The 25135-nt window shown below is 66.2% G+C and carries 26 protein-coding genes; 15 read left to right on the top strand and 11 right to left on the bottom strand.

Features of this window, described 5'->3' with window-relative positions; all coding sequences use genetic code 11:
* Positions 1–9 precede the first annotated feature (9 nt).
* From sufB to WJU17_RS14030, 7 genes are read left to right on the top strand one after another with little or no spacing between them, the layout of a single operon-like run.
* Positions 10–1479: a Fe-S cluster assembly protein SufB gene (sufB, locus tag WJU17_RS14060; RefSeq protein ID WP_346328029.1), complete on the top strand. Its 1470-nt coding sequence runs from the start codon at positions 10–12 to the stop codon at positions 1477–1479.
* A 25-nt stretch (positions 1480–1504) separates the two neighbouring features.
* Entirely contained in the window at positions 1505–2260 is a 756-nt protein-coding gene (sufC, locus tag WJU17_RS14055; protein WP_346328957.1) for a Fe-S cluster assembly ATPase SufC, read from the top strand.
* 3 nt (positions 2261–2263) lie between these two features.
* Positions 2264–3547, top strand: a complete 1284-nt coding sequence (gene sufD / locus WJU17_RS14050) for a Fe-S cluster assembly protein SufD (protein WP_346328028.1) — start codon at positions 2264–2266, stop codon at positions 3545–3547.
* The gene (locus WJU17_RS14045; protein ID WP_346328027.1) at positions 3544–4800 is read left to right on the top strand and encodes a cysteine desulfurase; all 1257 of its coding nucleotides are present in this window, start codon (positions 3544–3546) and stop codon (positions 4798–4800) included. The genes sufD and WJU17_RS14045 overlap by 4 nt, the downstream gene beginning before the upstream one ends.
* Positions 4800–5255 carry a Fe-S cluster assembly sulfur transfer protein SufU gene (sufU, locus tag WJU17_RS14040; RefSeq protein WP_346328026.1) on the top strand — a complete coding sequence of 152 codons (456 nt, stop codon included), beginning with the start codon at positions 4800–4802 and terminating at the stop codon, positions 5253–5255. Before WJU17_RS14045 ends, sufU begins: the two co-directional genes overlap by 1 nt.
* Positions 5252–5611 (top strand): SUF system Fe-S cluster assembly protein, encoded by a 360-nt coding sequence (locus WJU17_RS14035; protein ID WP_346328025.1) that lies wholly within the window; start codon positions 5252–5254, stop codon positions 5609–5611. Before sufU ends, WJU17_RS14035 begins: the two co-directional genes overlap by 4 nt.
* Positions 5612–5622: 11 nt before the next feature.
* On the top strand, positions 5623–5955 hold the full coding sequence (locus tag WJU17_RS14030; RefSeq protein ID WP_346328024.1) for an iron-sulfur cluster assembly accessory protein: 333 nt from the start codon (positions 5623–5625) through the stop codon (positions 5953–5955).
* A 25-nt stretch (positions 5956–5980) separates the two neighbouring features.
* On the opposite strand, the gene WJU17_RS14025 is transcribed toward WJU17_RS14030, so the two are convergent.
* The 3 genes from WJU17_RS14025 to WJU17_RS14015 form a co-directional block, all read right to left on the bottom strand.
* The gene (locus WJU17_RS14025) at positions 5981–6385 is read right to left on the bottom strand and encodes a hypothetical protein (RefSeq protein ID WP_346328023.1); all 405 of its coding nucleotides are present in this window, start codon (positions 6383–6385) and stop codon (positions 5981–5983) included.
* A gap of 323 nt (positions 6386–6708) precedes the next feature.
* Positions 6709–7530, bottom strand: coding sequence for an SDR family NAD(P)-dependent oxidoreductase (locus WJU17_RS14020; RefSeq protein ID WP_346328022.1), 822 nt, complete (start codon positions 7528–7530; stop codon positions 6709–6711).
* A gap of 115 nt (positions 7531–7645) precedes the next feature.
* Positions 7646–8218: a transcriptional regulator gene (locus WJU17_RS14015; protein ID WP_346328021.1), complete on the bottom strand. Its 573-nt coding sequence runs from the start codon at positions 8216–8218 to the stop codon at positions 7646–7648.
* A 156-nt stretch (positions 8219–8374) separates the two neighbouring features.
* Here WJU17_RS14015 and WJU17_RS14010 point away from each other — a divergent pair, with 156 nt between their 5' ends.
* Positions 8375–8812, top strand: a complete 438-nt coding sequence (locus WJU17_RS14010; protein WP_346328020.1) for a nuclear transport factor 2 family protein — start codon at positions 8375–8377, stop codon at positions 8810–8812.
* Here the strand turns inward: WJU17_RS14010 and WJU17_RS14005 are convergent.
* The 4 genes from WJU17_RS14005 to WJU17_RS13990 form a co-directional block, all read right to left on the bottom strand.
* Entirely contained in the window at positions 8809–11319 is a 2511-nt protein-coding gene (locus WJU17_RS14005; RefSeq protein WP_346328019.1) for a patatin-like protein, read from the bottom strand. The genes WJU17_RS14010 and WJU17_RS14005 overlap by 4 nt on opposite strands.
* Before the next feature lie 86 nt (positions 11320–11405).
* Entirely contained in the window at positions 11406–11915 is a 510-nt protein-coding gene (locus WJU17_RS14000) for a histidine phosphatase family protein (protein ID WP_346328018.1), read from the bottom strand.
* Positions 11916–12006: 91 nt separating this feature from the next.
* Positions 12007–12429, bottom strand: coding sequence for a tellurite resistance TerB family protein (locus WJU17_RS13995; protein ID WP_346328017.1), 423 nt, complete (start codon positions 12427–12429; stop codon positions 12007–12009).
* 65 nt (positions 12430–12494) lie between these two features.
* On the bottom strand, positions 12495–15299 hold the full coding sequence (locus WJU17_RS13990; RefSeq protein ID WP_346328016.1) for an ATP-dependent DNA helicase: 2805 nt from the start codon (positions 15297–15299) through the stop codon (positions 12495–12497).
* A gap of 55 nt (positions 15300–15354) precedes the next feature.
* Between WJU17_RS13990 and WJU17_RS13985 the strand changes: the two genes are divergently transcribed.
* The 4 genes from WJU17_RS13985 (at position 15355) to WJU17_RS13970 (ending at position 19931) form a co-directional block, all read left to right on the top strand.
* Positions 15355–16935: a lysine--tRNA ligase gene (locus WJU17_RS13985; RefSeq protein ID WP_346328015.1), complete on the top strand. Its 1581-nt coding sequence runs from the start codon at positions 15355–15357 to the stop codon at positions 16933–16935.
* 184 nt (positions 16936–17119) lie between these two features.
* Positions 17120–18412 carry a hypothetical protein gene (locus WJU17_RS13980; protein WP_346328014.1) on the top strand — a complete coding sequence of 431 codons (1293 nt, stop codon included), beginning with the start codon at positions 17120–17122 and terminating at the stop codon, positions 18410–18412.
* Between the two features lie 99 nt (positions 18413–18511).
* The gene (locus tag WJU17_RS13975; RefSeq protein ID WP_346328956.1) at positions 18512–18868 is read left to right on the top strand and encodes a DUF952 domain-containing protein; all 357 of its coding nucleotides are present in this window, start codon (positions 18512–18514) and stop codon (positions 18866–18868) included.
* Positions 18861–19931 (top strand): quinone-dependent dihydroorotate dehydrogenase, encoded by a 1071-nt coding sequence (locus tag WJU17_RS13970; protein ID WP_346328013.1) that lies wholly within the window; start codon positions 18861–18863, stop codon positions 19929–19931. The genes WJU17_RS13975 and WJU17_RS13970 overlap by 8 nt, the downstream gene beginning before the upstream one ends.
* 21 nt (positions 19932–19952) lie before the next feature.
* Here the strand turns inward: WJU17_RS13970 and bfr are convergent, their stop codons facing one another.
* Positions 19953–20435 (bottom strand): bacterioferritin, encoded by a 483-nt coding sequence (gene bfr / locus WJU17_RS13965; RefSeq protein WP_346328012.1) that lies wholly within the window; start codon positions 20433–20435, stop codon positions 19953–19955.
* An 88-nt stretch (positions 20436–20523) separates the two neighbouring features.
* A complete protein-coding gene (locus tag WJU17_RS13960; protein ID WP_346328011.1) occupies positions 20524–20724 on the bottom strand; it encodes a (2Fe-2S)-binding protein in 201 nt (66 codons plus the stop codon).
* A gap of 145 nt (positions 20725–20869) precedes the next feature.
* On the opposite strand from WJU17_RS13960, the gene arsC reads away from it, so the two are divergent.
* Positions 20870–21217, top strand: coding sequence for an arsenate reductase (glutaredoxin) (gene arsC / locus WJU17_RS13955; RefSeq protein ID WP_346328010.1), 348 nt, complete (start codon positions 20870–20872; stop codon positions 21215–21217).
* Here the strand turns inward: arsC and WJU17_RS13950 are convergent.
* Together WJU17_RS13950 and WJU17_RS13945 are read right to left on the bottom strand one after the other, a co-directional pair.
* Positions 21214–21489: a metal-sensitive transcriptional regulator gene (locus WJU17_RS13950; RefSeq protein ID WP_346328009.1), complete on the bottom strand. Its 276-nt coding sequence runs from the start codon at positions 21487–21489 to the stop codon at positions 21214–21216. The two genes, arsC and WJU17_RS13950, sit on opposite strands and share 4 nt — an antisense overlap.
* Positions 21490–21533: 44 nt before the next feature.
* The gene (locus WJU17_RS13945) at positions 21534–22778 is read right to left on the bottom strand and encodes an MFS transporter (RefSeq protein WP_346328008.1); all 1245 of its coding nucleotides are present in this window, start codon (positions 22776–22778) and stop codon (positions 21534–21536) included.
* A gap of 179 nt (positions 22779–22957) precedes the next feature.
* On the opposite strand from WJU17_RS13945, the gene WJU17_RS13940 reads away from it, so the two are divergent.
* Positions 22958–23779, top strand: coding sequence for an alpha/beta hydrolase (locus WJU17_RS13940; protein ID WP_346328007.1), 822 nt, complete (start codon positions 22958–22960; stop codon positions 23777–23779).
* Positions 23780–23906: 127 nt separating this feature from the next.
* A complete protein-coding gene (locus WJU17_RS13935) occupies positions 23907–25121 on the top strand; it encodes an extracellular solute-binding protein (protein ID WP_346328006.1) in 1215 nt (404 codons plus the stop codon).
* The last annotated feature ends 14 nt before the right edge of the window (positions 25122–25135 follow it).

Genomic DNA, 25135 nt, shown 5'->3' with positions numbered 1-25135 from the left:
CCTGAGGATATGGCAGCCACCACCGAAACCCGACAGGTCGTCAAGGATATCAGCGGCGAGTACAAGCACGGCTTCGTGACCGACATCGAGATGGATGTCGCGCCGAAGGGCCTGAATGAAGACGTGATCCGCATGATTTCCGCCAAGAAGGGCGAGCCGGAATGGCTGCTCGAGTGGCGGCTCGAGGCGTTCCGCAAGTGGGGCAAGGAAGAGGAACCGGAATGGGCGAAGGTCCATTATCCGGCCATCGACTTCCAGGACATCCACTACTACGCCGCGCCCAAGAAGAAGGACGGCCCCAAGAGCCTCGACGAGGTCGATCCCGAACTGCTCGACACCTATGCCAAGCTGGGCATTCCGCTGAAGGAGCAGGAAGTGCTCGCGGGCGTCATGGGCTCGGCCAACATCGCCGTCGACGCCGTGTTCGACTCGGTCTCCGTCGCCACCACCTACAAGAAGAAGCTGGAGGAGATGGGCATCATCTTCGGCTCGTTCTCCGAGGCGGTGAAGACCCATCCCGAGCTGATCCGCAAGTATCTGGGCTCGGTCGTGCCGGTGTCCGACAATTTCTACGCCACGCTGAATTCGGCGGTGTTCTCGGACGGGACCTTCGTGTACGTGCCCAAGGGCGTGCGCTGCCCCATGGAGCTGTCCACCTATTTCCGCATCAACACCAAGGATACCGGCCAGTTCGAGCGGACGCTGATCATCGCCGACGAAGGCTCGTACGTGTCCTATCTCGAGGGCTGCACCGCGCCCATGCGCGACGAGAACCAGTTGCACGCCGCCGTGGTGGAACTGGTCGCCCTCGACAATGCCGAGATCAAGTACTCGACGGTCCAGAACTGGTACCCGGGCGACAAGAACGGCAAGGGCGGCATCTATAATTTCGTCACCAAGCGCGGCGCCTGCCGGGGCGTGAACTCGAAGATCTCCTGGACCCAGGTCGAGACCGGCTCGGCCATCACCTGGAAGTACCCGAGCTGCATCCTGCAGGGCGATAATTCGGTGGGCGAGTTCTATTCGGTCGCCATCACCAACAACATGCAGCAGGCCGACACCGGCACCAAGATGATCCACATCGGCAAGAACACCCGCAGCCGGATCATCTCCAAGGGCATTTCGGCCGGCCGCGGACAGAACACCTATCGCGGCCTGGTGCGGGTGATGCCCGGCGCCGAGAACGCGCGCAACTACACCCAGTGCGATTCGCTGCTGATGGGCGACAAGTGCGGCGCGCACACGGTGCCGTATATCGAGGTGAAGAATCCGAGCGCCCAGATCGAACACGAGGCGACCACCTCGAAGATTAGCGAGGACCAGCTGTTCTACTGCATGCAGCGCGGGCTGACGCAGGAAGAGGCGGTGTCGATGATCGTCAACGGGTTCTGCAAGGAAGTGATGCAGAACCTGCCCATGGAATTCGCGGTCGAGGCCCAGAAGCTGCTGGGCATCAGCCTTGAAGGCAGCGTCGGCTGAGGCGCTGGAGAAAACGGAAATGACCATGCTCGAAATCAAGAATCTGCACGCCACTGTCGCCGGCAACGACATCCTCAAAGGCATCGACCTGACGGTGAACGCGGGCGAAGTCCACGCCATCATGGGTCCGAACGGCTCGGGCAAGTCGACCCTGTCCTACGTCCTCGCCGGCCGCGCCGGCTATGACGTGACCGAAGGCTCGGTCACCTATCGCGGCCAGGACCTGCTCGCCATGTCGGCGGACGAGCGCGCCCGCGACGGCGTGTTCCTGGGCTTCCAGTATCCGGTCGAGCTGCCGGGTGTGAACGGTATGACCTTCCTGCGCACCGCCGCCAATGCGGTGCGCCGTCATCGCGGCCTGCCCGAGCTGGACGGCATCGATTTCCTGAAGCTGCTGCGCCAGAAGGCCGCGCTGCTGGAAATGGACGACAGCCTGCTTAAGCGCGCGGTCAATGTGGGGTTCTCCGGCGGCGAGAAGAAGCGCAACGAGATCGCCCAGATGGCCATGCTCGATCCGCATCTCATGCTGCTCGACGAGACCGATTCCGGCCTCGACATCGACGCGCTGAAAATCGTCTCCAAGGGCATCAACGCCCTGCGCGGGCCGGACAAGGCCACCGTGCTGGTCACCCATTACCAGCGCCTGCTGTCCTATGTGGAGCCGGACTTCGTGCACATCCTCGCCAAGGGCCGTATCGTCGCCTCGGGCGGCAAGGAACTGGCGCTGGAGCTGGAACGCGACGGCTATGTCAACTACGTGCCCGACGCGGAGGCCGCGTAAGCCATGACCGTCCAGCCCGTCCCTTACGCCGATCAGTTCGCGCGCCTGAAGCCGGCCCTGCCTGGCGCGGCGGCGCTGCGCGAGCGGGCGTTCGCCGATTACGCCGCCCACGGCTTCCCCGGCATGAAGCGGGAAGCATGGCGGCATACGCGCCTGAGCGGCATCAGCACCGCTGGCTTCGAGCCCGCCGGCCTCACCGACCTGACGCCGGCCGATATCGCCGCCCATCTCATTCCCGACGCGCTGACACTGGTATTCGTCAACGGCCGGATCGACACGGCCCTGTCGAACGTCGAGCAGGCGCCGCCTGGCGTCACCATCGAGAGTCTGGCCAAGGTACTGGCGCGGGGCGATGAGCTGTCCGAGCGGCTGGCCCAGGCCGCCGGCGCAACGCCGGACGACGCGCTGGTGTCGCTGAACACCGCCTTGATGCACGATGGCGCCGTCATCCGCATCGCCGAGGGCGTGACCGTCGAAGCGCCGATCCACCTGCTGTTCTTCTCCAAGCAGACCGGCATGGCGCAAGTCCGCAACGTGATCGTTGCCGGTGCGGGCTCGCGTGCCACCCTCGCCGAGGGCTATTTCGGCGGGAAGGACACCTACTGGACCAATGTGGTGAACCAGTTCTTCCTCGAGCCCGGCGCCCAGATCGATCATGTCCGCGAGCAGAGCGAAGGCGCCGCCGCCTATCACATCGCATCGAACCATGTGCAGTTGGCGGCCAATGCCCGCTTCGACAGCGCTACCATCATGCTGGGCGGCCTGATCGCCCGCAACGAAACCCGGGTGAACGTCCTCGGGGAAGGCGCCGATTGCCGGCTGGCGGGCGTCTCGCTGGGCCGCGGCAAGCAGCTGCACGACAACGTCACCATTCTCGATCACGCCGTTCCCAACTCCACCAGCGACCAGATGTTCAAGGCGGTGCTGGACGATCAGGCGCACGCCGTTTACCAGGGAAAGGTCATCGTCCGCCCGGACGCGCAGAAGACCGATGCGCGTCAGGCCAATCACAACATCCTGCTGGCCCGCACCGCCGAGGCGAGCAGCAAGCCCGAGCTGGAAATCTTCGCCGACGACGTGAAATGCGCCCATGGCGCCACGGTCGGCGAGCTGGACAAGGACATGCTGTTCTACATGCAGGCGCGCGGCCTCGACGAAAGAACCGCCCGCGCCCTGCTGGTCGAGGGCTTCGTCGTCGAAGTGCTGGAGCGGATCGGCTCGACGGAGATCCGCGACATGGTCTCCACCGGCGTCGGCGGCTGGCTGCATGGAAGGCACCTGTCATGAGCACGGCACCAGAGAGTCTCTCGCTGCCCAAGGCCCAGATCGATGTCGCGCGCATCCGCGCCGACTTTCCGATCCTGTCGCTGCCGAGCAACGGCAAGCGGCTGGTGTTCCTCGACACGGCCGCCAGCGCCCAGAAGCCGCGCCAGGTCATCGACGCCGAGCGGCATGTCTACGAGGCCGAGTACGCCAATATCCACCGCGGTGTCTACGATCTGAGCCAGCGCGCCACCGCCGCCTATGACAAGGCGCGGACCAAGGTGCGCAAGTTCATCAACGCCGCCAGCGACCGCGAGATCGTCTTCGTGCGCAACGCCACCGAGGCGGTCAACCTGGTGGCGCAGACCTGGGGCCGCCAGAACATCAAGGAAGGTGACCAGATCATCCTGTCCGAGATGGAGCACCACGCCAACATCGTGCCGTGGCAGATGCTGCGCGAGCAGACCGGTCTCGAACTGGTGGTGATCCCGATCACGGATTCCGGCGAGCTGGTCTGGGAAGCCTATGAAAAGGCGTTCACCAGCCGCACCAAGCTGGTCGCCATGACCCATGTGTCGAACGCGCTCGGGACGATCACGCCCATGGCCGAGATCATCCGGGTCGCCCACGAACACGGCGTCAAGGTGCTTGTGGATGGCTGCCAGGCGGTACCGCACATGCCGGTCGACGTGCAGGCGCTGGACGCCGACTTCTACGTCTTCTCCGCCCACAAGCTTTACGGCCCCACCGGCGTCGGCGCGCTGTATGCCAAGGCGGCGATCCTGGAATCCATGCCGCCGTATCAGGGCGGCGGCGACATGATCGCCACGGTGACCTTCGCCAGGACGACCTATGCGGATATTCCGGCCCGCTTCGAGGCCGGCACGCCCAACATCGCCGGCACCATCGCCCTCGGCGCGGCCATCGACTACATCGAGAGCTTCGACCGGCAGGCGCTGCTGGCCCACGAACACGCTTTGCTGGAATACGCCACGGAACGGCTCCAGGCACTGAACGCCATCACCATCTATGGCACGGCGCGCGAGAAGGCGGCGGTGATCTCCTTCGCCATCGACGGCGTCCATCCGCACGATGTCGGCACCATCCTCGATTTCGAGGGTATCGCCGTCCGCGCCGGTCACCACTGCGCCCAGCCGGTCATGGACCGTTTCGGCGTGCCGGCGACCACCCGCGCGTCGTTCGGCATCTACAATGACTTCGACGATGTGGACGCGCTCATTCGCGGCATCGCCAAGGTGCAGGAGATTTTCGCCTGATGTCGGACCTGCGCGAACTCTATCAGGAAGTGATCCTGGACCATGGCCGCAAGCCGCGGAATTTCGGCCCGCTCGACGGCGCCAACCGCGAGGCCCATGGTCATAATCCGCTGTGCGGCGACAAGCTCGACGTTCATGTGAAGGTTCGGGACGGCATCGTCGAGGACGTGAAGTTCGAGGGCGCCGGCTGCGCCATCTCGGTCGCCAGCGCCTCGCTGATGACCGAGGCCATGAAGGGCCGGAGCGAAGCGGACGCCCACGCCCTGTTCGAAAAGTTTCACGCCATGATCACCGGCGAGGCCGATGTGACGCTGGAACAGCTCGAGGCGCTGGACAAGCTGGCGGTTTTCTCCGGCGTGCGCGACTACCCATTGCGGGTAAAATGCGCCACGCTGGGCTGGCATACGATGAACGCGGCCCTGGAACAGGCCGATACAACGGTGGTGACGGAATGAGCGAGACATTTCTGGACGAATTTCTGGACGGTCCTGGCGAGACGGCGCCCGATACCGGCCTGCGCGATCAGATCGTCGACAAGCTGAAGTCGATCTATGATCCCGAAATACCGGTTAACATCTACGAACTCGGACTTATCTATGGTCTGGACGTTTCGGCCGACAAGGATGTCAAGGTCACCATGACCCTGACCACGCCCATGTGCCCGGTCGCCGAATCCATGCCCGCCGAGGTGGAAGCCAAGGTGCGCGAGGTGGACGGCGTCAACGAGGTGAACGTGGAACTGGTCTGGGAACCGGCCTGGGACATGACCAAGCTGTCCGAGGCGGCCAAGCTCGAACTGGGCATGTTGTAGGAGACACGATCATGGCAGCAGGCATCATTACCCTGACCGACCGCGCGGTGGACCGCGTCAAGACGCTGATGGCCAAGCGCCCGGAGGCGGCGGGCCTGCGCGTGTGGATCAAGGAAGCCGGCTGTTCCGGCCTGAGCTACAAGGTGGACTTCGCCGACGAGGCCAAGCCCGGCGACGACGTGGTCGAGACCGAAGGCGGCAGGGTCTATGTGGACCCCAAGGCGGTCATGTACATCCTGGGCTCGCAGATGGACTACCAGGAAGACAAGTTCTTCTCGGGCTTCCTGTTCATGAATCCCAACGAAAAGGGCCGCTGCGGCTGCGGCGAGAGCTTTACCGTCTGACCCGGCGCCGGAGAACTCGGTGGGGTCAGCCGTTGCCGGCGTCGCCAAACCATAGCGTGGCGTGGCGCCGGAACAGGTACAGGAAGCCGATCGCCGCGAGCACCAGTTGCGCCCCAAGAAGCAGGGCAATCACCACGTTCTTTTCCAGCATGGCCAGAATCTCGTAGATCGCCGGTACGAGCACGATCAGGTAGAGCCCGAGAAACACTAGGCGGGCGAAACCCATCCGGCTCGACACCATCATGGTCAACGCCGTGGCGAGGGCGTAGATGACGGCGAATACGGCCAGTGGCGCCGTCTCCAGCAGTCCAGACCTGAAATGGAAGAAATCGGCCGCCACCATCGCGACCCCGACCACCACGGCCAGTGAGAACAGGTTCACGGCTCGGCTTACGGCTTTCGGCTTGTACAAAGCCCCTACGCTGCTCATCTCGACGCCCCCCATGAAGAACCCTGCAGGGAGCGGCTCGGCGGCACCGATCCTGCCCGGCAGCGGTGAAACAGATTGTGTCGGCCCGACAAGGCGCCGTGAGTGGCGGCGCCCTTACCATCCTGAGCCCGTTGTCGGACTTTGGCAATCGTCTCGTTCGGACCCGAAACGATCCTTATTCCACCTGCGCCTTGGAGAACGCGTCCGCTGCACGGTCAAACACCGGCGGCGTTCGGACCGGCATTGTGGGGAACGCGGGAATGAGGGGCGTGGCGCTACGACCCGGCGCGGTGCGATGATATCTGAACCGCGAGACCGCGAACCTATCCCTGCATCCGGGCCCGGATCTTCGCCATCAGTGACCGGGCGTCGAATTCATCGTCGCCCTCGTAGCGCGGCGCGTATTTGGCGTAGGCCGCGCTGATCTCCTGATAGCGGTCGTCGATCCGCTTCATGTTGTAGGCATGTGACACGACATAGAACTCGCCCGCCTGCAATTGCGGGAACGCGATGCCGGTATAGCGGTCGGTATCCATGGTAAGGCCCTTGCCGAAGGGATCGGTCATCTCCGAGGAGACGAACCCCGGCACCACGAACGAGACCTCGATGAAATCCGGCACTTCCTCGCGCATGGCGTCGGTCATGGCATGGAGCGCGTGCTTCGACGCCTCGTAGGTCCCGGCTATGAAGACGAAATTCGCCAAGCTATTCTCCGAGCCCACATTGTAGATCGCCGCCGGCGTGCCCTGTTCGATGAACCGCTTGCCGAAGACGTGACAGCAGTACCAGACCCCGAAATAATTGGTCCGCATGACGCGCTCGACGTCTTCCGGCGCGGTGGCGATGATCGGCGTCGGCCTCTGGGCAATGCCCGCATTGTTCATGATGACGTCCGCGCGGCCCCAGCTTTCCCAGGCGAAATCGGCGAGCGCCTCGACCTGGGAGAGCTCCGACACGTCGCACGCCGTGCCCACCGCCTGGTAGCCCATGTCCCTGAGCGCCTGGACAGCCTCATCGACCTTGTCCTTGCGGCGGCTCGCGATCACCAGCTTCGCGCCATCGGCGCCGAAGCGCTTGGCGAAGGAGAACCCGATTCCCGTAGCGCCGCCGGTGATGACGACGACCTTGTCCCGATAGGTTTTCAATGCACTGGCTCTTTCTGATTGATGATCAAATATCCGACAATCAGAGTGCATGAAGACCCACGGGTCAAACAAGCAGTACCGGTGATCGAGCGGGCCGTGCCGCGCGGAGTCCGGATTATCCCGCCATCCCGCTCTTCTGCTTTTCGGCCATGTCGCGCACGGTGAACCACCGGCGGCGTTCTTCCTCGGCGTCGTCGAGCGCGCGGTGGTGATGGATACGGCGCTCGCGCATCGCGGCCATCACCATGATGTCCTCCACCATCGATGGCAGCTCCTCGCCCGGCGGCCGTTCGGCGGTCGCGAGGTCGATTCCCAGCATGTCGGCGATGATTTCGGCCTGAGCCTCCTCGGTATCGCGCAGTCTCAGGAGTTGCCTCGGAAAGCCGCCCGCCTCGAGCAGGTCCCCGAGCCACTTGCCGTCCCAGGTCGGCGCGCTGGCGAAGAGGTCGTGACCCGAGAGGGTGTCGACCAGGGCATGCGCGACGACGGCGGCGGGCTCGCCCTTCTCGGCAAGGGTTTCGCGGGTAATCCGATGGGTATCCTCGGCGCTGTCGGTCCAGGACGTCCAGTTCGGCGCCGGACGGATGAGATAACTGCCGGTGCGCCCATCCTCGAAGACCCAGGCAACCTCGATCGGATAGCTGTCGTCCGTCAGACCGGACGCCTCGAAATCCATGAATACGAGCATGACGCCGTCCCCCGCTATGGAACCATGAAAAGATGCTATGCACTGCGGTGCCTGGGCACCATACGTCAATCACGCGCGTCGGCCGCGAAGGCATCCTCTAGGGGGTGCGGCCTATGGTACCCTGTCCGCCTGTGACACTTTGCCTGGAAGATCGCCATGCCCTTCACCGGACCTCTCGAGGATCGCATCCTCATTCGCGAACTGATCGAAGCCTATGCCGACGCGGTCATGATCCGCGACGCCGACGCCTGGGGCGCCGTCTGGGCCGAGGATGCCTATTGGAGCCTGCCGGAGGTGCCGGGGCACGAGGAGTTCATCGGACGCGAGGCGATCGTCAACGGCTGGGTCGCCTCCATGACCCAATATGCGTCGATGACCGATTACGCCGAGCCCATGATCTATATCGCCACGCCCGGCGCGATCGAGGTCGAGGGCGGCAATGCGACGGCACGGGTCTACACGTCGGAAATCTACAAGGATCCCGACAGCGGCAAGGAAATCCGCGTGCGCGGCCGGTATGATGACGAATTGCGCAAGCGGGATGGCCAATGGCTGTTCACCAGGCGGATCTACAAGATCGTGCACGTCGCCTAACCGGCGAGCTCCTCGATCTCGCGCTCCAGTTCCTCGATCAGCGCTTCGCTCTCGCGCAGGAAGGGCGCCTCCGCCTGCAGGATGATGCGGAACGCCTTCTTCTTCAGCGCCGCCACGTTCAGCGTGTGATCGACCCCTTCGACCCGCGCCGCGTCGGCGACGATGTCGATCAGCCGGTCCACGCCGTGCAGACGGCCCCAGAGGTAGTCGTTCTCGCGGTGAGCACGCTTGAAAAACGCCCCGAAATTGCCCAGCTTGACGCCCTTGAGCACCTCTTCCGGTCCGCCGGGACGGATCGCGTTGCAGTCCTGCGGGCTGAGGCGCGACACGCGGATCTCGTTGTAGCTGCCCTCGCTTTCCCACACGCCCGCCGCGAACGTCATCATGTCCCAGAACGAGAAACCCAGATAGCTGACCAGCAACTCGCGCCGGATGAGGCCCGCCGCGCCGACATGCTCGATCCCGGCGAAAATATCGTCGGCGCGCCGGTTCATGGCCTCGAGGTCGATGTCCCGCGCGATACCCGACACGATGGTGTCAATGGACTCCAGGTTGGCGAGGCCGAACGCGGCGCCCGCCGCCGGATCGAAATCACCGGCGACGGCGCGCCCGAAGACATCCCGCACCCGGTTGGCCGCGTCGAGGCTGATGGCCGCCGTGCCGTCGCGGCTCCGCAGCGCGTCCAGCACGTCGTAAAACTGCCCCTTGAGATAATCCAGGCGATGGGCGTTGAGGTCGGCGGTGTGGCCGACCTTGCCGTACAGGCCGTTGAGGGCCTGGATGACGAAACGGATGCGCCGGTTGCGAAAATCCAGATCGAAATTGCGCAGCAGCCGCACCCAGTCGGGCGCGTCGTGCCGTAGGTCGCCGGTTTCCGGCGCCCATTCCGTGCCGGGCAGCACATGGCGCTGGATGGCCCACGCGCGCAGCGCGTCTTCAATGAAGAGCGCCGCCGGCGTCGCGTGCTCGAGCGCGCACAGATCGGCCGCCAGCTTGGCGGTCTGGGCGACGGCGGCGTGCAGCTTGAGGCGCAGATACCCCTTGTAGGCAAAACCCGACTGTTCGGCGGCCTGGGCGTTGGCAAGGCCCCGCCAATCGGCGACCTGTTGGGCGGTGAGGTGGCGCGCCTCGAGCTTGCCGCGGGTCAGCTTGTCGACGGCCGCCGCGATGTCGGGACGCGCCGCCTCCACGACCTCGCGCGTCCGGCGCGTGCGGATGTTCAGTTCCTCCACCCAGGCCAGGTCGTCGGCCAGGGGTTCGTTCCGGGGAATATCCGACAGCGCGGCCTTGAGCGTGCGCAGCACGCCCGGCGGCTTTCCGGTGGGCGGTGGCGGCGTATCGGCGGGATTGGGATTGATGTACACAAGCCGCCGGTCGACACGGCGGTAGGCCGGCTGCCGGCCGATCGCCTCGATGGCGGGGCCGAAAGGCTTGTTGTTCAGCACGCTGCCATCAATGAACGAGGTTTTCTCCGGATCCATTCCCGCCATCAGATAGGGGCGGAAATTGCCGCGCAGGAAACGGTCCTTCGCCGTCCACTTCCCGCCGCGCCGCGCCATGACCCTGTCGACCTCGCCCAGTTGGGCCGGGGGAAACGCGGCGGGGAAGCTGGCGGTGGCGCGGGCCGCGAAGGCCAGGGCCGGAATGCTGGCCATGTCGAAATCCGTCTCGACCTGCCCGTCGGTCCAGCGCCGGTAGTGGAAATGAAGGCGGTGCCGGTGCTCGCGCTCCTCGATGCGGGGTGGATCGTACAGCGGAATGGACCGGGCATAGCCGAAGAAATCGGTCAGTGTGACATACATGTCGAGCCGCAGACCGGCGGGGATCAGCGAATCCGTCGGATGGCGCGGACCGCCCATGGCCTCCATCGCCGCGATCAGCGACTCGATCAGTCGTTCCCCGTCGAAAGGCGGACGCAGGCGCACGATCTGCATCATGGATCGAAGCTTGGCCGAGACCTCGGCGTCCATCTCGATGTCGCTGAGCCTGTCGCCAGCCACCCAGCGCACCAGCGGCCAGAACATTCGGTCGCCCCAGCCCGTCCGCGCGCCTTCCGACATCAGGGCATCCACGTCGGCGCCGGTGAGCCACATCTCGCGCAGGGCGTTGAACGGCAGGTCATGCGCCAGCGCGCGCGCCAGCAGCACGCTGTTGATACCGCCCGCGCTGGCCCCGGCGATCACATCGACGATCACCCGCAGGTCGAGCCGTTGGCCGATTTCGCGCAGCAACTCGAAATAGACCGCCTCGGTATCGATGGCGCGATCACGCACCGGCGGCAGGTCCTCGAAGGTGCGCTTGTGCTTGAGGGCGATGTCGGGCGCCGCATGGTACAGCTTGGAGGCGCGCGCCAGCTTGAGGATTTCCTTGACGATGCCGTGCATGTAGACGGCGAGAGAAATGCCGCCGCTGCACACGATGGCAAGGCGCAGCTCCTTCTCGGGCAAGGGCCCGCGCGCCGGCTCCTGTACCGGGTCAGCCACCATGCCCTCGTCCGCCGCCGCCATCGTGCTCCACCGCCCGTTCCCCAAGGCCGGCCATCAGGCCATGGACCGGCGGCAAAATCAACGCGGCCCGCGGACGCGGCTCATGGTCAGACCAGCGCCTTGGGAACTTCAAACGCGACCAGATCGCCGTCCCTGGCCCCGCTCCAGGTCGCCGCGTCGAACTCGATCACCGCCAGCGCCGCGGTGGGGAACTTGTCCTCGATATCGCCGCGCCGGCCCGAACTGTTCCGGCCCGACAGCTTGAGCGCCGCCAGCTGCATGCCGGGATTGTGGCCGACCAGCAGCAGGGTGCCGACCGTGTCGGGCGCGGCGCACACGGTATCGATGATGGTCTTGGGCTCGGCAAGATACAGCGCCGGCACGAACTCCAGCGGCACCTCGGCCTCCAGCGCCGCAAGCACGCGCTGCGCCGTCTCCCGCGTCCGCACGGCGGAGGAGGACAGGATCAGATCGGGCGTCATGGCGCGCTGGCGCATATAGGCGCCCATCAGCGCCGCCGCGCGCTGTCCCCGCGAATTGAGGGGCCGTTCGATGTCGGGCTGATCCGGATTGTTCCAGTCGGACTTGCCATGGCGCAACAGCAGCAAACGCTTCATCGGGATGTCTCTCCGGTTCGGGGCGTGCCGAACCATAGTCGTCGAGCGTGTCGTTGGTGTGAATGTGGGAGAGGCGCCCGGCTTTTAAACCTCAGGCCGGCACGCTCCGGTGCAGGGCCGCGACACCGCGTTCGATGCCGGCGGCGGCGAGGCGGTCGATGCCCAGGGCTTCCCGGATCATCTCCAGCAGCCGGAGTTCCTTCTGCCCCACCTTACCGTCACTGATCGCCACCGTGCAGGCGATGGCGTAACCGGTGTCGCGCAGCGTCTCCGGCAGTGCGTCGCAGACGAGCGCAAGGACGGTATCGAGACCCTCGCGGTCCTCCAGAATGTCGGCGCACGCCTGAACGGCGGTCAGCAGCTTGGCGCGGTCATAGCCCCGGAACACCGGCAGATCCGCCACGGAATGAGACATGGCGGCGATCTCGGCGTCGCTCATGCGGGCATCCGCCGCCGCGACCATGACCATCAGATACACCATCGCCGAATGCGGCGTCAGAACCGGATCGCTCACGAAATCATCCCTGCGAGTGTTGTGGACGGCGTCAACATAGGATCGGCGGGGAAGGCCTTCAATGACTATCCCGCTACCGTTTCGGCGGCGAAGAAGCCGCGCGCGATCTCGACCGCGTCCGCCAGACCGACGCGGTCGACGGCGACGCCCTCCGGGAAGGCGGTCAGCAGCCGCGACGGCATGGCGCTGTCGAGCATGACGAACAGGCCCCGGTCGCCCGCCCGGCGGATGAGCCTGCCGAAAGCCTGTTTCAGCTTCAGCCGGGTCAGCATGTCGTCATAGCGGTTGCCGCCAAAGGCGTCGCGGCGTGCCCGGTGCAGGATCGAGGGGCGCGGCCAGGGGACCCGGTCGAAGACGATCAGCCGCAGCGCCTCACCGGGGACGTCGACCCCGTCGCGCACCGCGTCCGTGCCCAACAGGCAGGAATTGGCCTCGGCGCGGAAGATATCGATCAGGGTCCCCGGATCGAACGCGTCCACGTGCTGGGCGTGAAGCCCGATGCCGCGCTGGGCCAGCGGCGCGGCGATTCGGCCATACACGTCGCGCAGCCGGTTGATCGCGGTGAACAGGCCCAGCGCGCCGCCGCCCGACGCCTCGAACAGCGCCCGGTACGCGCCCGCCACCTGCTGGGCATCGGTCCGCTTCACGTCGCGCACCACCAGCACCCGGGATTGCGCGGCATAGTCGAAGGGCGAGGCATGGCTGGAGCGGCGCGCCGGCAGCACCAGATGGTTGAAGCCAGTGCGCACCTCGGCGTTGCGCCAGCCATCGTCGTCCTCGGCCACCTCGTCACGCAGCGTCGCCGAGGTAACGACCACCCCGTGAGCCGGCGCCAGCACCACGTCGGAGAACGGCTTGGTCGGATCGATCCAGTGGCGGTGCAGGCCCACATCATATTCCCGCTGCCCGCCGCGCTCGACCGAGAACCAGTCGACGAACCCTTCCGCCGTGCCCTTTTCCAGGTCGCGCAGCATGGCGCGCCAGGGCTGCACCATGCCCTCAATGCGCCGGGCGATGCCGTTGCGCGCGGCCTCCAGGCGCGTCCGTTCCGAAGACTCCAGCTCCTCGGCCTCGTCACCGAGGCGCGCGCCGAGGACCTTGGCGAGCTGCTGCATGGGCACGGCCAACTCGGCCAGCGCCTGCTCCAGCGCCGCCGCGTCGGCGCGCAGCGCGTCGGTGAGCGTATGGGTCGCCGCCTCCAGCGTGTAGGGATCGTCGGGCCGCTGGGCGCGAGCGTAGACATGGGTGCGCACGCTGGCGAGGAACGTCTCCGCCGCGCCCTGCGCGCTGCCGCTGGCGATCCTCCCCAGCCAGCCTTCGGCCGGAAGAGCGGCGGCGGCACGGATCGCCTCGCGCATGAGTTTTTCCGATTCCGGATGATCGGCCAGCAGATCGCCGATCCGCGCCTCGATGCCGCGCGCGCGGCCCTTGCGCCCGCCCGCTTCCGGCCCGCGCACCCAGCGCCGCAGCTCGACCGCCTCGAGGCCCGATAGATGCGCCGAGAACGCGCTGTCCGCCGCGTCGAACAAATGGTGCCCTTCGTCGAACACATAGCGGGTCGGCCGGTCCTCCTCGGACCCGTAGAGCGCGGCGCGGATCATCACCAGCGCGTGGTTGGCGATGACCAGGTCGGCGCCGCGCGCCTTGCGGCTGGAATGTTCGATGAAACAGGTGCGCCAGTGGGCGCAGGCCGAATAGACGCATTCGCCGCGCCGGTCGGTGAGGCCCGAGGCACGGCCCGGTCCGATGCGCTGCAGCAGCCAGGCCGGCAGGTCGCCGCCGACCATGTCGCCGTCGCGCGTATAGCGCGCCCAGCGCACGATCAGCGCAAGCCGGACCAGATTGTCCGGCGTCATCTGCGCCCGTCCGACCGCCTCTTCCAGATTGAGCAGGCACAGATAGTTCTCGCGCCCCTTGCGCACGACCACCTTGCGCGCCTTCTCGCGCCGGTCGGGAAACAGCCGGTCCAGTTCCTGATCGAGCTGGCGTTGCAGGTTCTTGGTGTAGGTGGAGAGCCAGACCGCGCCCTTGTTCCGCTGGGCCCAGACACTGGACGGCGCGATGTAACCCAGCGTCTTGCCGATGCCCGTCCCCGCCTCGGCCAGTACCGCGTTGGGCGCCGAGGCGATCTCGCGCGGCGCGAAGGCGGCGGCGATCACGCCGGCGTAATCCCGCTGGCTCTCGCGGTCTTCGGCCCCCCGGCCACGCAGGGCGGTGAGCCGCTCCTGCACTTCGGCGCCGCCCACGGGATAATCGTCGGGCGGCGGGCGCGGGGCTTCGTCCTCCCATTGCGGCAGACGGCGCCAGACATCCAGCCCCGTCCCCGCGTCGCCGCCGGACAGCGGCGCGCCAAGCGCGGCGGTCACATACCGGCCCCAGACCCAGCCTGCCCTGGCCATGGTCTGGGCGACACGCTGCGCCTCGGGCCGGTCGGGATAGCGCGGGTCGGCCAGTTGCGCCAGCAATCGCGCCGCCGCCCGGTGCAGCGCCACGGCCTGATCCTCGAGCGCGGGACCGGGCGCCGGCAGCCCGAGCGCGGCTGCCAGGCCGCCGGGCGTGGGAATGCAGAAACTGGCGGGGCGGGTGAAGGCATAGAGATCCAGCACGTCGAGCACGCGGGTGAGCGGCTCGGCGCCCAGCCGGGCGCTGACCGCCGGCTCGTGGCACACCAGCACCCCGCCGCGCGCGGCCTGAACGGCGGCCTCGCCGAGCCCCAGCGGCGTCACCTCGCCATCCGCCGTCACCAGAACGCCGCCACGAAAGCCCACGGCGAGCGCCGGGGCGTCCGGGAGCGGCGGCGTGGGCTCTAGGGACGACATCGCCGCCAATATAAGGATGCTTCGGGCGCCGCGCCATGCGCCCTGAAACATTGACGCTCCCGGCCCTTCGCCTTAGGTTCCGCGCTTTCCAACCCTGAGAACCCCCATGTCCGATCTTCGCGATATCGCCCTGAACAGCAAGGCCTGGCCCTTCGAGGAAGCCCGCAAGCTGGTCGACCGTTTCGAGAAGACCGGCACGAAGCCCGACGCCGTCATCTTCGAGACCGGTTATGGTCCGTCCGGCCTGCCCCATATCGGCACCTTCGGCGAGGTCGCGCGCACCACAATGGTCCGGCACGCCTTCGCGACCCTGTCGGACATTCCGACCCGGCTGATCGCGTTCTCGGACGACATGGACGGGCTGCGCAAGGTGCCCGACAACATCCCGAACCGGGAAGAGATGGCGCCCCATCTGGGCAAGCCGCTGACCCAGGTACCCGACCCGTTCGGCACCCATTCCAGCTTCGGCGCCCACAACAACGCCCGGCTGCGCGCCTTCCTGGACGAATTCGGCTTCGAGTACGAATTCATGAGCGCGACCGACTGCTACAAGAGCGGCCGGTTCGACGAGACGCTCCTCAGCGTGCTGCGCCACTATGACGACGTCATCAACGTGATCCTGCCCACGCTCGGCCCGGACCGGCGCGCCACCTACAGCCCGTTCCTGCCGGTCTGCCCGACCACGGGGCAGGTGTTGCAGGTGCCGATCATCGACCGCGACGTGGACGCGGGCACGGTCACCTACGAGCAGGACGGCGCGCGCATCACGGTGCCGGTGACCGGCGGCCACTGCAAGCTACAGTGGAAGGCGGACTGGGCCATGCGCTGGGTGGCGCTCGGCGTGCATTACGAAATGGCCGGCAAGGACCTGATCGACTCGGTGCGCCTGTCCAGCCGGATCTGCACGGTGCTGGGCGGCACGCCGCCGGAAGGCTTCAACTACGAACTGTTCCTCGACGAGAACGGCGAGAAAATCTCCAAGTCGCGCGGCAACGGGCTGAGCATCGAGGAATGGCTGCGCTACGCACCGGCCGAGAGCCTGTCGCTGTACATGTTCCAGTCGCCCCGCAAGGCCAAGCGGCTGTATTTCGACGTGATCCCGAAGGCGGTGGACGAGTACATCAGCTTCCTCGACGCCTATCACCGGCAGACCGCGCCCGAGGAAAAGCTGAACAATCCGGTCTGGCACATCCATGCCGGCAACCCGCCGCGCGAGGAGGTGCCCGTCACCTTCGGCCTGCTGCTCAACCTGGTCAGCGCCAGCAATTCCGAGGACCCGGCGACCCTGTGGGGCTTCATCAGCCGCTACGCGCCCGGCGCCTCGCCGCGAACCCATCCGCTGCTCGACCGGCTGGTGCGCTACGCCGTGGCCTATTACGACGATTTCGTGAAGCCGGCGAAGCAGTTCCGCCAGCCCGACGATCGCGAGCGCGCGGCGCTGTCCGACCTGGCCGCGGCGCTCGACGGCCTGGCCGCCGGCGCGACCGCCGAGGACATCCAGAACGAGGTCTACGCCATCGGCAAGGCGCACGGCTTCGAGCCGCTGCGCGATTGGTTCAAGGCACTGTACGAGACGCTGTTGGGCCAGAGCCAGGGACCGCGCATGGGCTCGTTCTTCGCCCTGTACGGCCTCGACAACAGCCGCGCGCTGCTGGCGAAGGCCCTGGATGGCAGGCTGGCGGGCTGAATAGCCCATTGCCGCGCATCTTGACGGTGCTTTGCAAATCATAACAACCTATTGCCGGTGCCGGGCGAAACCCCGGCGCGGCCTGGCCGTTGTCACAACGGCCCTGTTTTTTCGCTGGATTCCCGGCGGCAGAGCCATGACGTTTAAGAAGCCCGCCAAACAGGGCGGGTACAAGGAGTCCGGAGTGCTGAAAGTCGGTTTGGTCATCGTCGCCGCCGCCGGTCTGGCGGGGTTCTCACCCATTGGCTGGCGCACCGGCGATCCCGCCGTGGAACGCTGCCTCGTCGAGTACGAGGCGATCGACTCGGTGGTGCAGCAGGCCGGCGTCGCGGATAGCGGCTATGCCCGGATCGAGGGCTTCCCCTATTTCCGCATCGACCGCTTCCTCGCCAGCTACGACTTCACCAAGTTCCAGCCGGCCCAGAAGACCGAATGGATCGGCCGTCTGGTCGAGGCCGACAAGCAGGCCCGGGCGATCGAGATCGGCAATCTGCCGGCGTATCAGCGCGGTGTCCTGTTCGCGCGCCTCGGCCGCGATCCCATGCAGACCGTGGAAGCCTGCGCCGAGACCATGCGCGCCTTCGACCATCAGAAGAAGGAAGCCCATCAGGCGCTGCCCCCGCGCGCCAAGGTGACCGGTGAGGATCCCGCTCCCGCGCGTCCGACATCCTGGTCGAAGGAGCAGCTGGCGGCGCTCACCGCCCCGCGCGAGACGAGCCCCGACGCCTCGGTGTTCGCGCCCGCCGCGGGCCTCACCATGTCGCCGCACGCGGTCAAGCTGGTGGTCGAGACCGCCCGCACGGACGCGCTGCGCATTCCCCAGCCCAAGGAAGACGTCACCGAACGGCTCATCGCCGCCTTCGCGCCCGTCTGGGTGGTGAACGGCCGGGCCGACGACGCGCTGGTGCTGCCGGAATGGCGCGAGGGCAAACCGGCGACCAGTTCGGAGGTGGCCGCGGCCTACACGCTGGTGACCAATACCAAGTTCAAGGGCCAGGCCCTGCTGCAGATCAGTTACGTGGTCTGGTTCAAGGCGCAGCCCGTGGACGGGCTGATCTGGCGCGTGACCATCGGGCCGGATGGACGTCCGCTGGCCTATGACAGCATCCGCACCGATGGCAGCGGCTATCTGCTGCTGGCCGGCGCCGGACTCACCGCGCCGGGCGCGGTCGCGATCCCCGAGGTTCCAGACGGCGACCGCGTGGCCGTTACGGTGGATGCCAGCACCCGGACGATCAGCCATGTCGGCGCCTGGAGCGGCCAGACGCGCAATCTCTACGTCCTGACCCAGTATGACCGTTTGCTGCGCCTCTACCGCAGCGCCGGCGAAACCCACAGCCTGTTCGGCCCGGAAGGCGTGCTGATTCCCGGCGGCGGCCATGCGCCGCGGCAATGGGGACATCACAAGCTGCCCAATGGCGCGTATTTCGACTCGCCGACCCTGTTCGAGAAGCCGGCGGCGGTGGCGAGCCAGTAAGCGCGCTGGCGCGGCGCCCTCACCCTCGACAAATTAGCGCCCGACCCTGCTGAATGGACGCTGTTCAGCCAGGGCGGGTTGCGCTACGGTCCCGGCGAAATGGCCCATCCGATCTACAAGATATGCACCCACGCCGAGTGGACGGCCGCCGCCGAGCGCGGTCGCTACGAGGGGTCGTCCGTCGACGCACGGGATGGCTTCATCCATTTTTCGACGGCGCCGCAGGTGGCCGAGACCGCCGCGAAGCACTTCGCCGGCCAGACCGACCTTGTGCTGGTGACGGTCGACGCCGGGCGGCTGCCCGTGGGCGCGCTCAAATGGGAAGCCTCGCGCGGCGGCGCGCTGTTTCCCCATCTCTACGGGCCCCTTCCCCTGGAGGCCGTGATCCGCATCGATCCGTTGCCGTGGTACGATGGGGAGGGCCACCGCTTTCCGGGAGGCGTAGTCGATGCTTGATGCCTACGCGCTGATCCGTCCGATGATGATGAAGCTGGACGCCGAGAAGGCGCACCGGCTGACCCTGAAACTGCTGAAGTCGCCGCTCGCGGCGCTGCTGGGCGGCGGCGACGACGCGCCCGAGCTGGAGACGGTGTTCATGGGCATCCGGCTGCCCAATCCGGTCGGCCTGGCCGCGGGCTTCGACAAGAACGCCGAAGTTCCCGATGCCATGCTGAAGCTGGGCTTCGGCTTCGTCGAGGTGGGCACGGTGACGCCGAAGCCGCAGCAGGGCAATCCGGTGCCGCGCATCTTCCGTCTCATGGAGGACGAGGCCGTCATCAATCGCATCGGCTTCGCCAATGACGGCGCCGACATCGTCACCCGCCGACTGTCGGAGCGTCGCGCCGCCTCGCGCATGGGCAAGATCGGCATCAACATCGGCGCCAACAAGACGTCAGAGGACTGGATCGAGGATTACTGCAACGGTCTGAAACGGTTTTCCGGACTGGGCGACTACTACACCATCAACATCTCGTCGCCGAATACGCCCGGCCTGCGGTCGCTGCAGACGCGCGACGCGCTGAAGCCGCTGCTGGACAGGCTGCTAGCGGTGCGCGAGCAGATGAGCAAGGTCCGCCGCCCGCCGCTGCTGGTGAAGCTGGCCCCGGACCTGAGCCCGGCCGAATGCGAGGACATCGCCGAGCTGGCGGTCCACTACGACATCGACGGCCTGATCGTGGGCAACACCACCATCGGCCGCCCCGGCGCGCTGCGGAGCCCACTGCGCGAGGAATCGGGCGGCCTGTCCGGCGCGCCGCTCCGCACCATGGCGCTCGACAATCTTCGCCGCATGCGGGCGCTGACGGGCGGAAGGATTCCGCTGGTGGGCGTGGGGGGCATCGCGTCGGGTCAGGACGCCTACGACCGCATTCGCGCCGGCGCGGCGGTCATCCAGCTATACACGGCGCTGGTGTTCGAAGGTCCCGGGCTGGTGCGGCGGATCAAGCGTGACCTGACCGCACTGCTGCGCCGGGATGGCTTTACCAACATCGCGCAGGCGGTCGGTACCGAAAGCCGATAACCGACCGTCCGCGCGGAGAGATCACTCGTCGCCGGGGCTGCCCATCTGCGACTGCTGGTAGTTCTGCAGGCCCACCTTTTCGATCAGGTCCAGCTGGGTTTCCAGGAAGTCGATGTGCTCTTCCTCGGACTCCAGGATATCCTCGAACAGTTCGCGGGAGATGTAGTCGCGCACCGTCTCGCAATGGGCGATGGCGTCCTTCAGCAGCGGCACGGCTTCCAGTTCGGTGTCCAGATCGGCCTTCAGCAGTTCGGGAACGGTCTCGCCGATCCGGAGGCGGCCCAGATCCTGCAGGTTGGGCAGGCCTTCGAGGAACAGGATGCGGTTGATCAGCCTGTCCGCGTGCTTCATCTCGTCGATGGATTCTTCGTACTCGTAATCGCCGAGCTTCTTCAGACCCCAATTGGTCAGCATGCGCGCATGAAGAAAGTACTGGTTGATGGCGGTCAACTCGTTTTTCAGGGCCAGATTGAGAAACTGAATGACCTTCTTGTCGCCCTGCATGGGTGCGCTCCTTGAATCCTTGACGTCAAGACAACAGGATAGGCCCGCTCCCCAGCCAGGTCAAACCCCCAGGCTGATGGACGGGTTGTTAGAGCGACACCAACTCCACCGGAGCGGCGAGCTTGGCGCGTTCGGCATCGATCACGTCTTGCGCGTAATACAGGCAGGTGCCGCAGTCCGGATCGACGCCAAGGGCGGCGTAAATCTCTTCCGCGGTCGCCTTCGGCTTTTCGACAGCCATCTGGCGGACCTGGGTTTCGCGTAAGGCGTTACAGATGCAGACGTACATTCGATTCGCTCTCCGAGATGACCCTGTATATATCGCGATGCGAATGAGTGTCAATTACCCGGCGATAATAAGTCTCAATGCCTGCTCGTGCTCTCGGCGGCATGTTCGTGTATTGATGCGGTGAACTTTGGACGAGAGGCAAGCCGTGACCGTGACCATCCTGCACAATCCCCGATGCTCCAAATCCCGTCAGACCCTCGCGCTGATCCAGGAACGGGGCATCACGCCCGACGTCATCGAGTATCTGAAGACGCCGCCCTCCGCCGAGGCCATGGACGGTATCCTCACCAAGCTGGGTCTGGAGCCGCGCGAGGTCATGCGCAAGCAGGAAGCGCCCTACAAGGACCTCGCGCTCGACAATCCGGCCCTCAGCCGCGGCGAATTGGTCGCGGCCATGGTCGCGCATCCAATCCTGATCGAGCGGCCCATCGTGATCGCGGGCGGCAAGGCGCGCCTCGGCCGGCCGCCGGAAGCGGTGCTGGAGATTCTCTAGCCGCGGAACTTGCCCATAAGCTCGGCGAGTTCGGTGAACAGGCGCCGCTGTTCGGCGGCATCGCCGCTCCGGATGGCGTCCTCGACGCAATGGCCGGCATGCTGCCTGAGCACCTCGGCCTCGACCTTGGCGAGCGCCGCCTTGACCGCTTGCACCTGGATCAGGATATCCATGCAATAGCGCTCCTCCTCGATCATCCGGATGATCCCGCGCACCTGTCCCTCGACCCGCTTGAGCCGGGGAATGGTGTCCTGATGCGATGCATGCGCCATGTTCATACCTTACCGGGGTATCGTAGCCCGATCAATTCCTCCCGTCATTCCGCCGCCATCGAAACCAGCGGCGCGGGCCGGCGCATGGGGCGGCGGTGCAGAAAGAACATGGTCGCGGCAGCCAGCGGCAGGACGGCCAGATAAACGGCGAAGGCCGCCGAATAATTCCCGGCGATATCGCGGATCTGCCCCGACAGCACCGGCCCGCTGGCGGCGGCGAGCGAGAAGAACGGTGTCGCCATGCCCATCACCCGGCTGAACGAGCGCGCGCCGAACTTTTGGTTGACGATGGTGCAGCAGACCGGCAGCAGACCGCCGGCACCAAGCCCGATGAGCCCGCTGATCACGATCATCATCGCATAGCTGGGATGCCCCAGCGTCAGAAGGAGCGTGCCCCAGATGATCGCGGTGGCAAGCCAGTAGGGATAGCGCGGGTCGACCCGGTCGGCCATCGCGCCCAGGACCAGACGGCCCGCGATGCCCGCCACCGCGAGCACCGGAATCAGCAGCGACATGGCCTGGGGGTCGATGCCCAGTTCATGGGAATACGGCCCGATGCTGGTGAGGAAGGCGTAGGACGCGATGCTGGTGCCGAAGAAGGCGAACCCGATGATCCAGAAAGTCGGCTCGCGCAAGACGGCGCCAAATTCCCACGGTGACTCGTCCGCGGCCGGCGCGGGTGCTCCCGCGTCCTGCGGCGCCGCCCGCGCCTCGCCGGGCCGCGGGAACCGGACGACGAACCAGACCAGCGGCACCACGACCGCGACAACCACGGCGGCAAGCATCATGTTGGCGTCGCGCCAGCCGTAGCGGACCAGCAGGGTCGCGAGCAGGGGCGGCATGACGATACCGCCCAGCGACGATCCCAGGGAGACAAGACCCACGGCGAAACCGACACGGTCCGGAAACCATTTGGCGGCGAGAACCTGACCGGCCAGCGTGGTCGAGAACGCATAACCCGCCGCGATCAGCGTCGTGTAGAGGCCGATGATCTGCCACATGGCGGTCGCCTGCGCGATCAGCACCATGCCCGTCGCCAGCAGCAGCGTGCCGCCGATGATGAGAAGCCGCATGGGATAGCGGTCCATCGCCCGGCCCGCGATCAGCATCAGCGCGCCCGTGGCCAGCGTCGCGCCGGCATTGGCCGTCATGAGCAGGCCGTGGCCCACCTGGAATTCGTCGATCCACGGCGTGGCCCAGACGGTGAAGCCATAGAACACGATCCCGATCATCAGCGCCTGAAAGACGATTGCCGCCGCGAGCACGTTCCAGCCATGGTACCAGCGCATGAACTCTCCCCTTTGACAGGCCCGCAGTCTCGGCTGCTTCGCCCACGGCGTAAACCGGGATTTTCAGCGGGCCCGCTGAAACGCCTCGGCGGCGGGTCTACGTCATCCGGGGGATGGCGCGCGCCAGGCGACTCGGCCACACTCATTTCCATCGTCTGCACCGATGCGCGAGGATCGCCATGAGCACCATCACGACCAAGGACGGCACGTCGATTTTCTACAAGGACTGGGGCACGGGACAGCCCGTCGTGTTCTCTCACGGCTGGCCGCTGAGCGCCGATGCCTGGGATGCCCAGATGGTCTTCCTCGGCAAGGCCGGCTACCGGGTCATCGCCCATGACCGCCGCAGCCACGGCCGTTCCGACCAGACCTGGGATGGCAACCACATGGACCAGTACGCAGACGATCTGGCCGATCTGTTCGAGGCGCTCGACCTGAAGGACGCCATCATGGTCGGTCATTCGACCGGCGGCGGCGAAGTCGCCCACTATATCGGCCGCCACGGCACCAGCCGGGTCGCCAAGGCGGTGCTGCTGGGCGCCGTACCGCCCCTGATGCTGAAGACCGACGCCAATCCGGGCGGGCTGCCCCTGGAGGTGTTCGACGGCATCCGCAAAGGCACCTACGACAACCGCGCCCAATTCTACAAAGACCTTGTCACGCCGTTCTACGGCTACAACCGCGAGGGCGCGGTGCTGTCGGAAGGCATCCGCGATTCCTTCTGGCTGCAGGGCATGATGGGCGGCCTGAAGGGGCAACTGGACTGTATCCGCGAGTTCTCGGAAGTGGACTACACCGAGGACCTCCGCAAGTTCGATATTCCCACCCTGATCGTGCATGGCGACGACGACCAGATCGTGCCCATCGGCGCCTCGGCGCTGATGTCCGCCAAGATCGTCCCCGGCGCCGTCCTCAAGATTTACGAGGGCGCGCCGCACGGGCTGGCCCAGACCCATCAGGACCGTTTCAACGAAGATCTGCTGGCCTTCATCCAGGGATAGGCACCGGCACTCCGGGCCGCTCGCACAAACCAGTTGATCTGCCCGGCGGGATTGGAGACGCTTGCGGCATGGGGTAGCCGGGTGCCGTCGCGGCCCCGCGTTTCCGTCGTGCCAGGGGGCGACGCCAATGGACAAGAACGCACATACCGGCCCCATCTTCTGGGACCAGAAATTCCGGGACGTCACCCTTCGCCATTACGGGCCGAGCTATTCGGCCATTGGCCAGATCGCGCTTCAGGCGGAAAAGGATCTGGGGTTTCGCATCGAGATGCATGTGGAGGACGAGGACACCCTGATCGACCGGGCGATCAACCGTCCGGAGACCATGGATATCTTCGACCTCGATCACTGGGCGTATCGTCTGGTGCTGCCCCACGGCGTGTTGCAGGGAATACCACTGGACCGCTACCTGTGGTGGGACTGGACACTGCCGATCTTCACGCAGGGCACCCTGCCCGACGGCACGGCGACATCCCGTGTCGGCACCAACCCCTATACCGTCCAGTATCTGGACGCCGCCGACAGCACCCGCTTCGCCGACGGACCCCGCGACCTGATCGCCATGGTGCCCCACATGCTGAACGCCGATACGCTGGGGGTACGCACCGATCTTGTCGAGCGGCCGGTGACGAGCTGGGCCGATCTGCTGAGCAGTGAGTTCGCGGGCCGCGCCGGTCTGGTCGACATTCCCACCATCGGCATTCTGGACGCGGCCATGGCGCTGGAAGCGGCCGGCCTGATGATCTACGCGGACAAGGGCAACATGACGCGCGGCGAGATCGACCGGACGGTCGACCAGCTGATCGGCCTGCGGCGGTCGGGCCATTTCGCCAATCTCTGGCAGCGCTTCGAGGATTCGGTCGACCTGATGGAGTCCGGCGAGGTGGTGATCCAGTCCATGTGGGCGCCCGCCATCGCCCGGGCCCGCTCGCGGGGCGTCAGATGCGGCTATCCGGGCCTTGCCGAGGGCTACAGGGGCTGGGCGGCCGGCCTCTCCATCATGCGGCATGTGACCGGGCCGACGCTGGAGGCGGCCTACCAGTACCTCAACTGGTACAATGCGGGCTGGGCCGGCGCGTTCATCGCCCGGGAAGGTTATTACAGTCCGGTGCCCGGCAGCGTGCCCTGGTTCCTGACCGCCAGCGAATGGAACTTCTGGTACGAGGGCAAACCGGCGGCCGAGCCGATCACCGACCCCTATGGCAACGTATCCGCCCAGCCCGGCGACAGCCGCTTCGGCGGCCCGCTCTGGGACCGGATCGGGCGGATCACCTGCTGGAACACGGTGATGGACGAACACGCCCATCTCCAGCGCCGCTGGCGCGAGTTGAGCATGGCCTGAGCCGCGCTATGTCA

Source organism: Iodidimonas sp. SYSU 1G8 (genome assembly GCF_039655775.1).
Classification (GTDB): domain Bacteria; phylum Pseudomonadota; class Alphaproteobacteria; order SMXS01; family SMXS01; genus RI-34.
The sequence above is the reverse complement of the archived record's forward strand: the minus strand, read 5'-3'. Positions and strand labels throughout refer to the sequence as shown.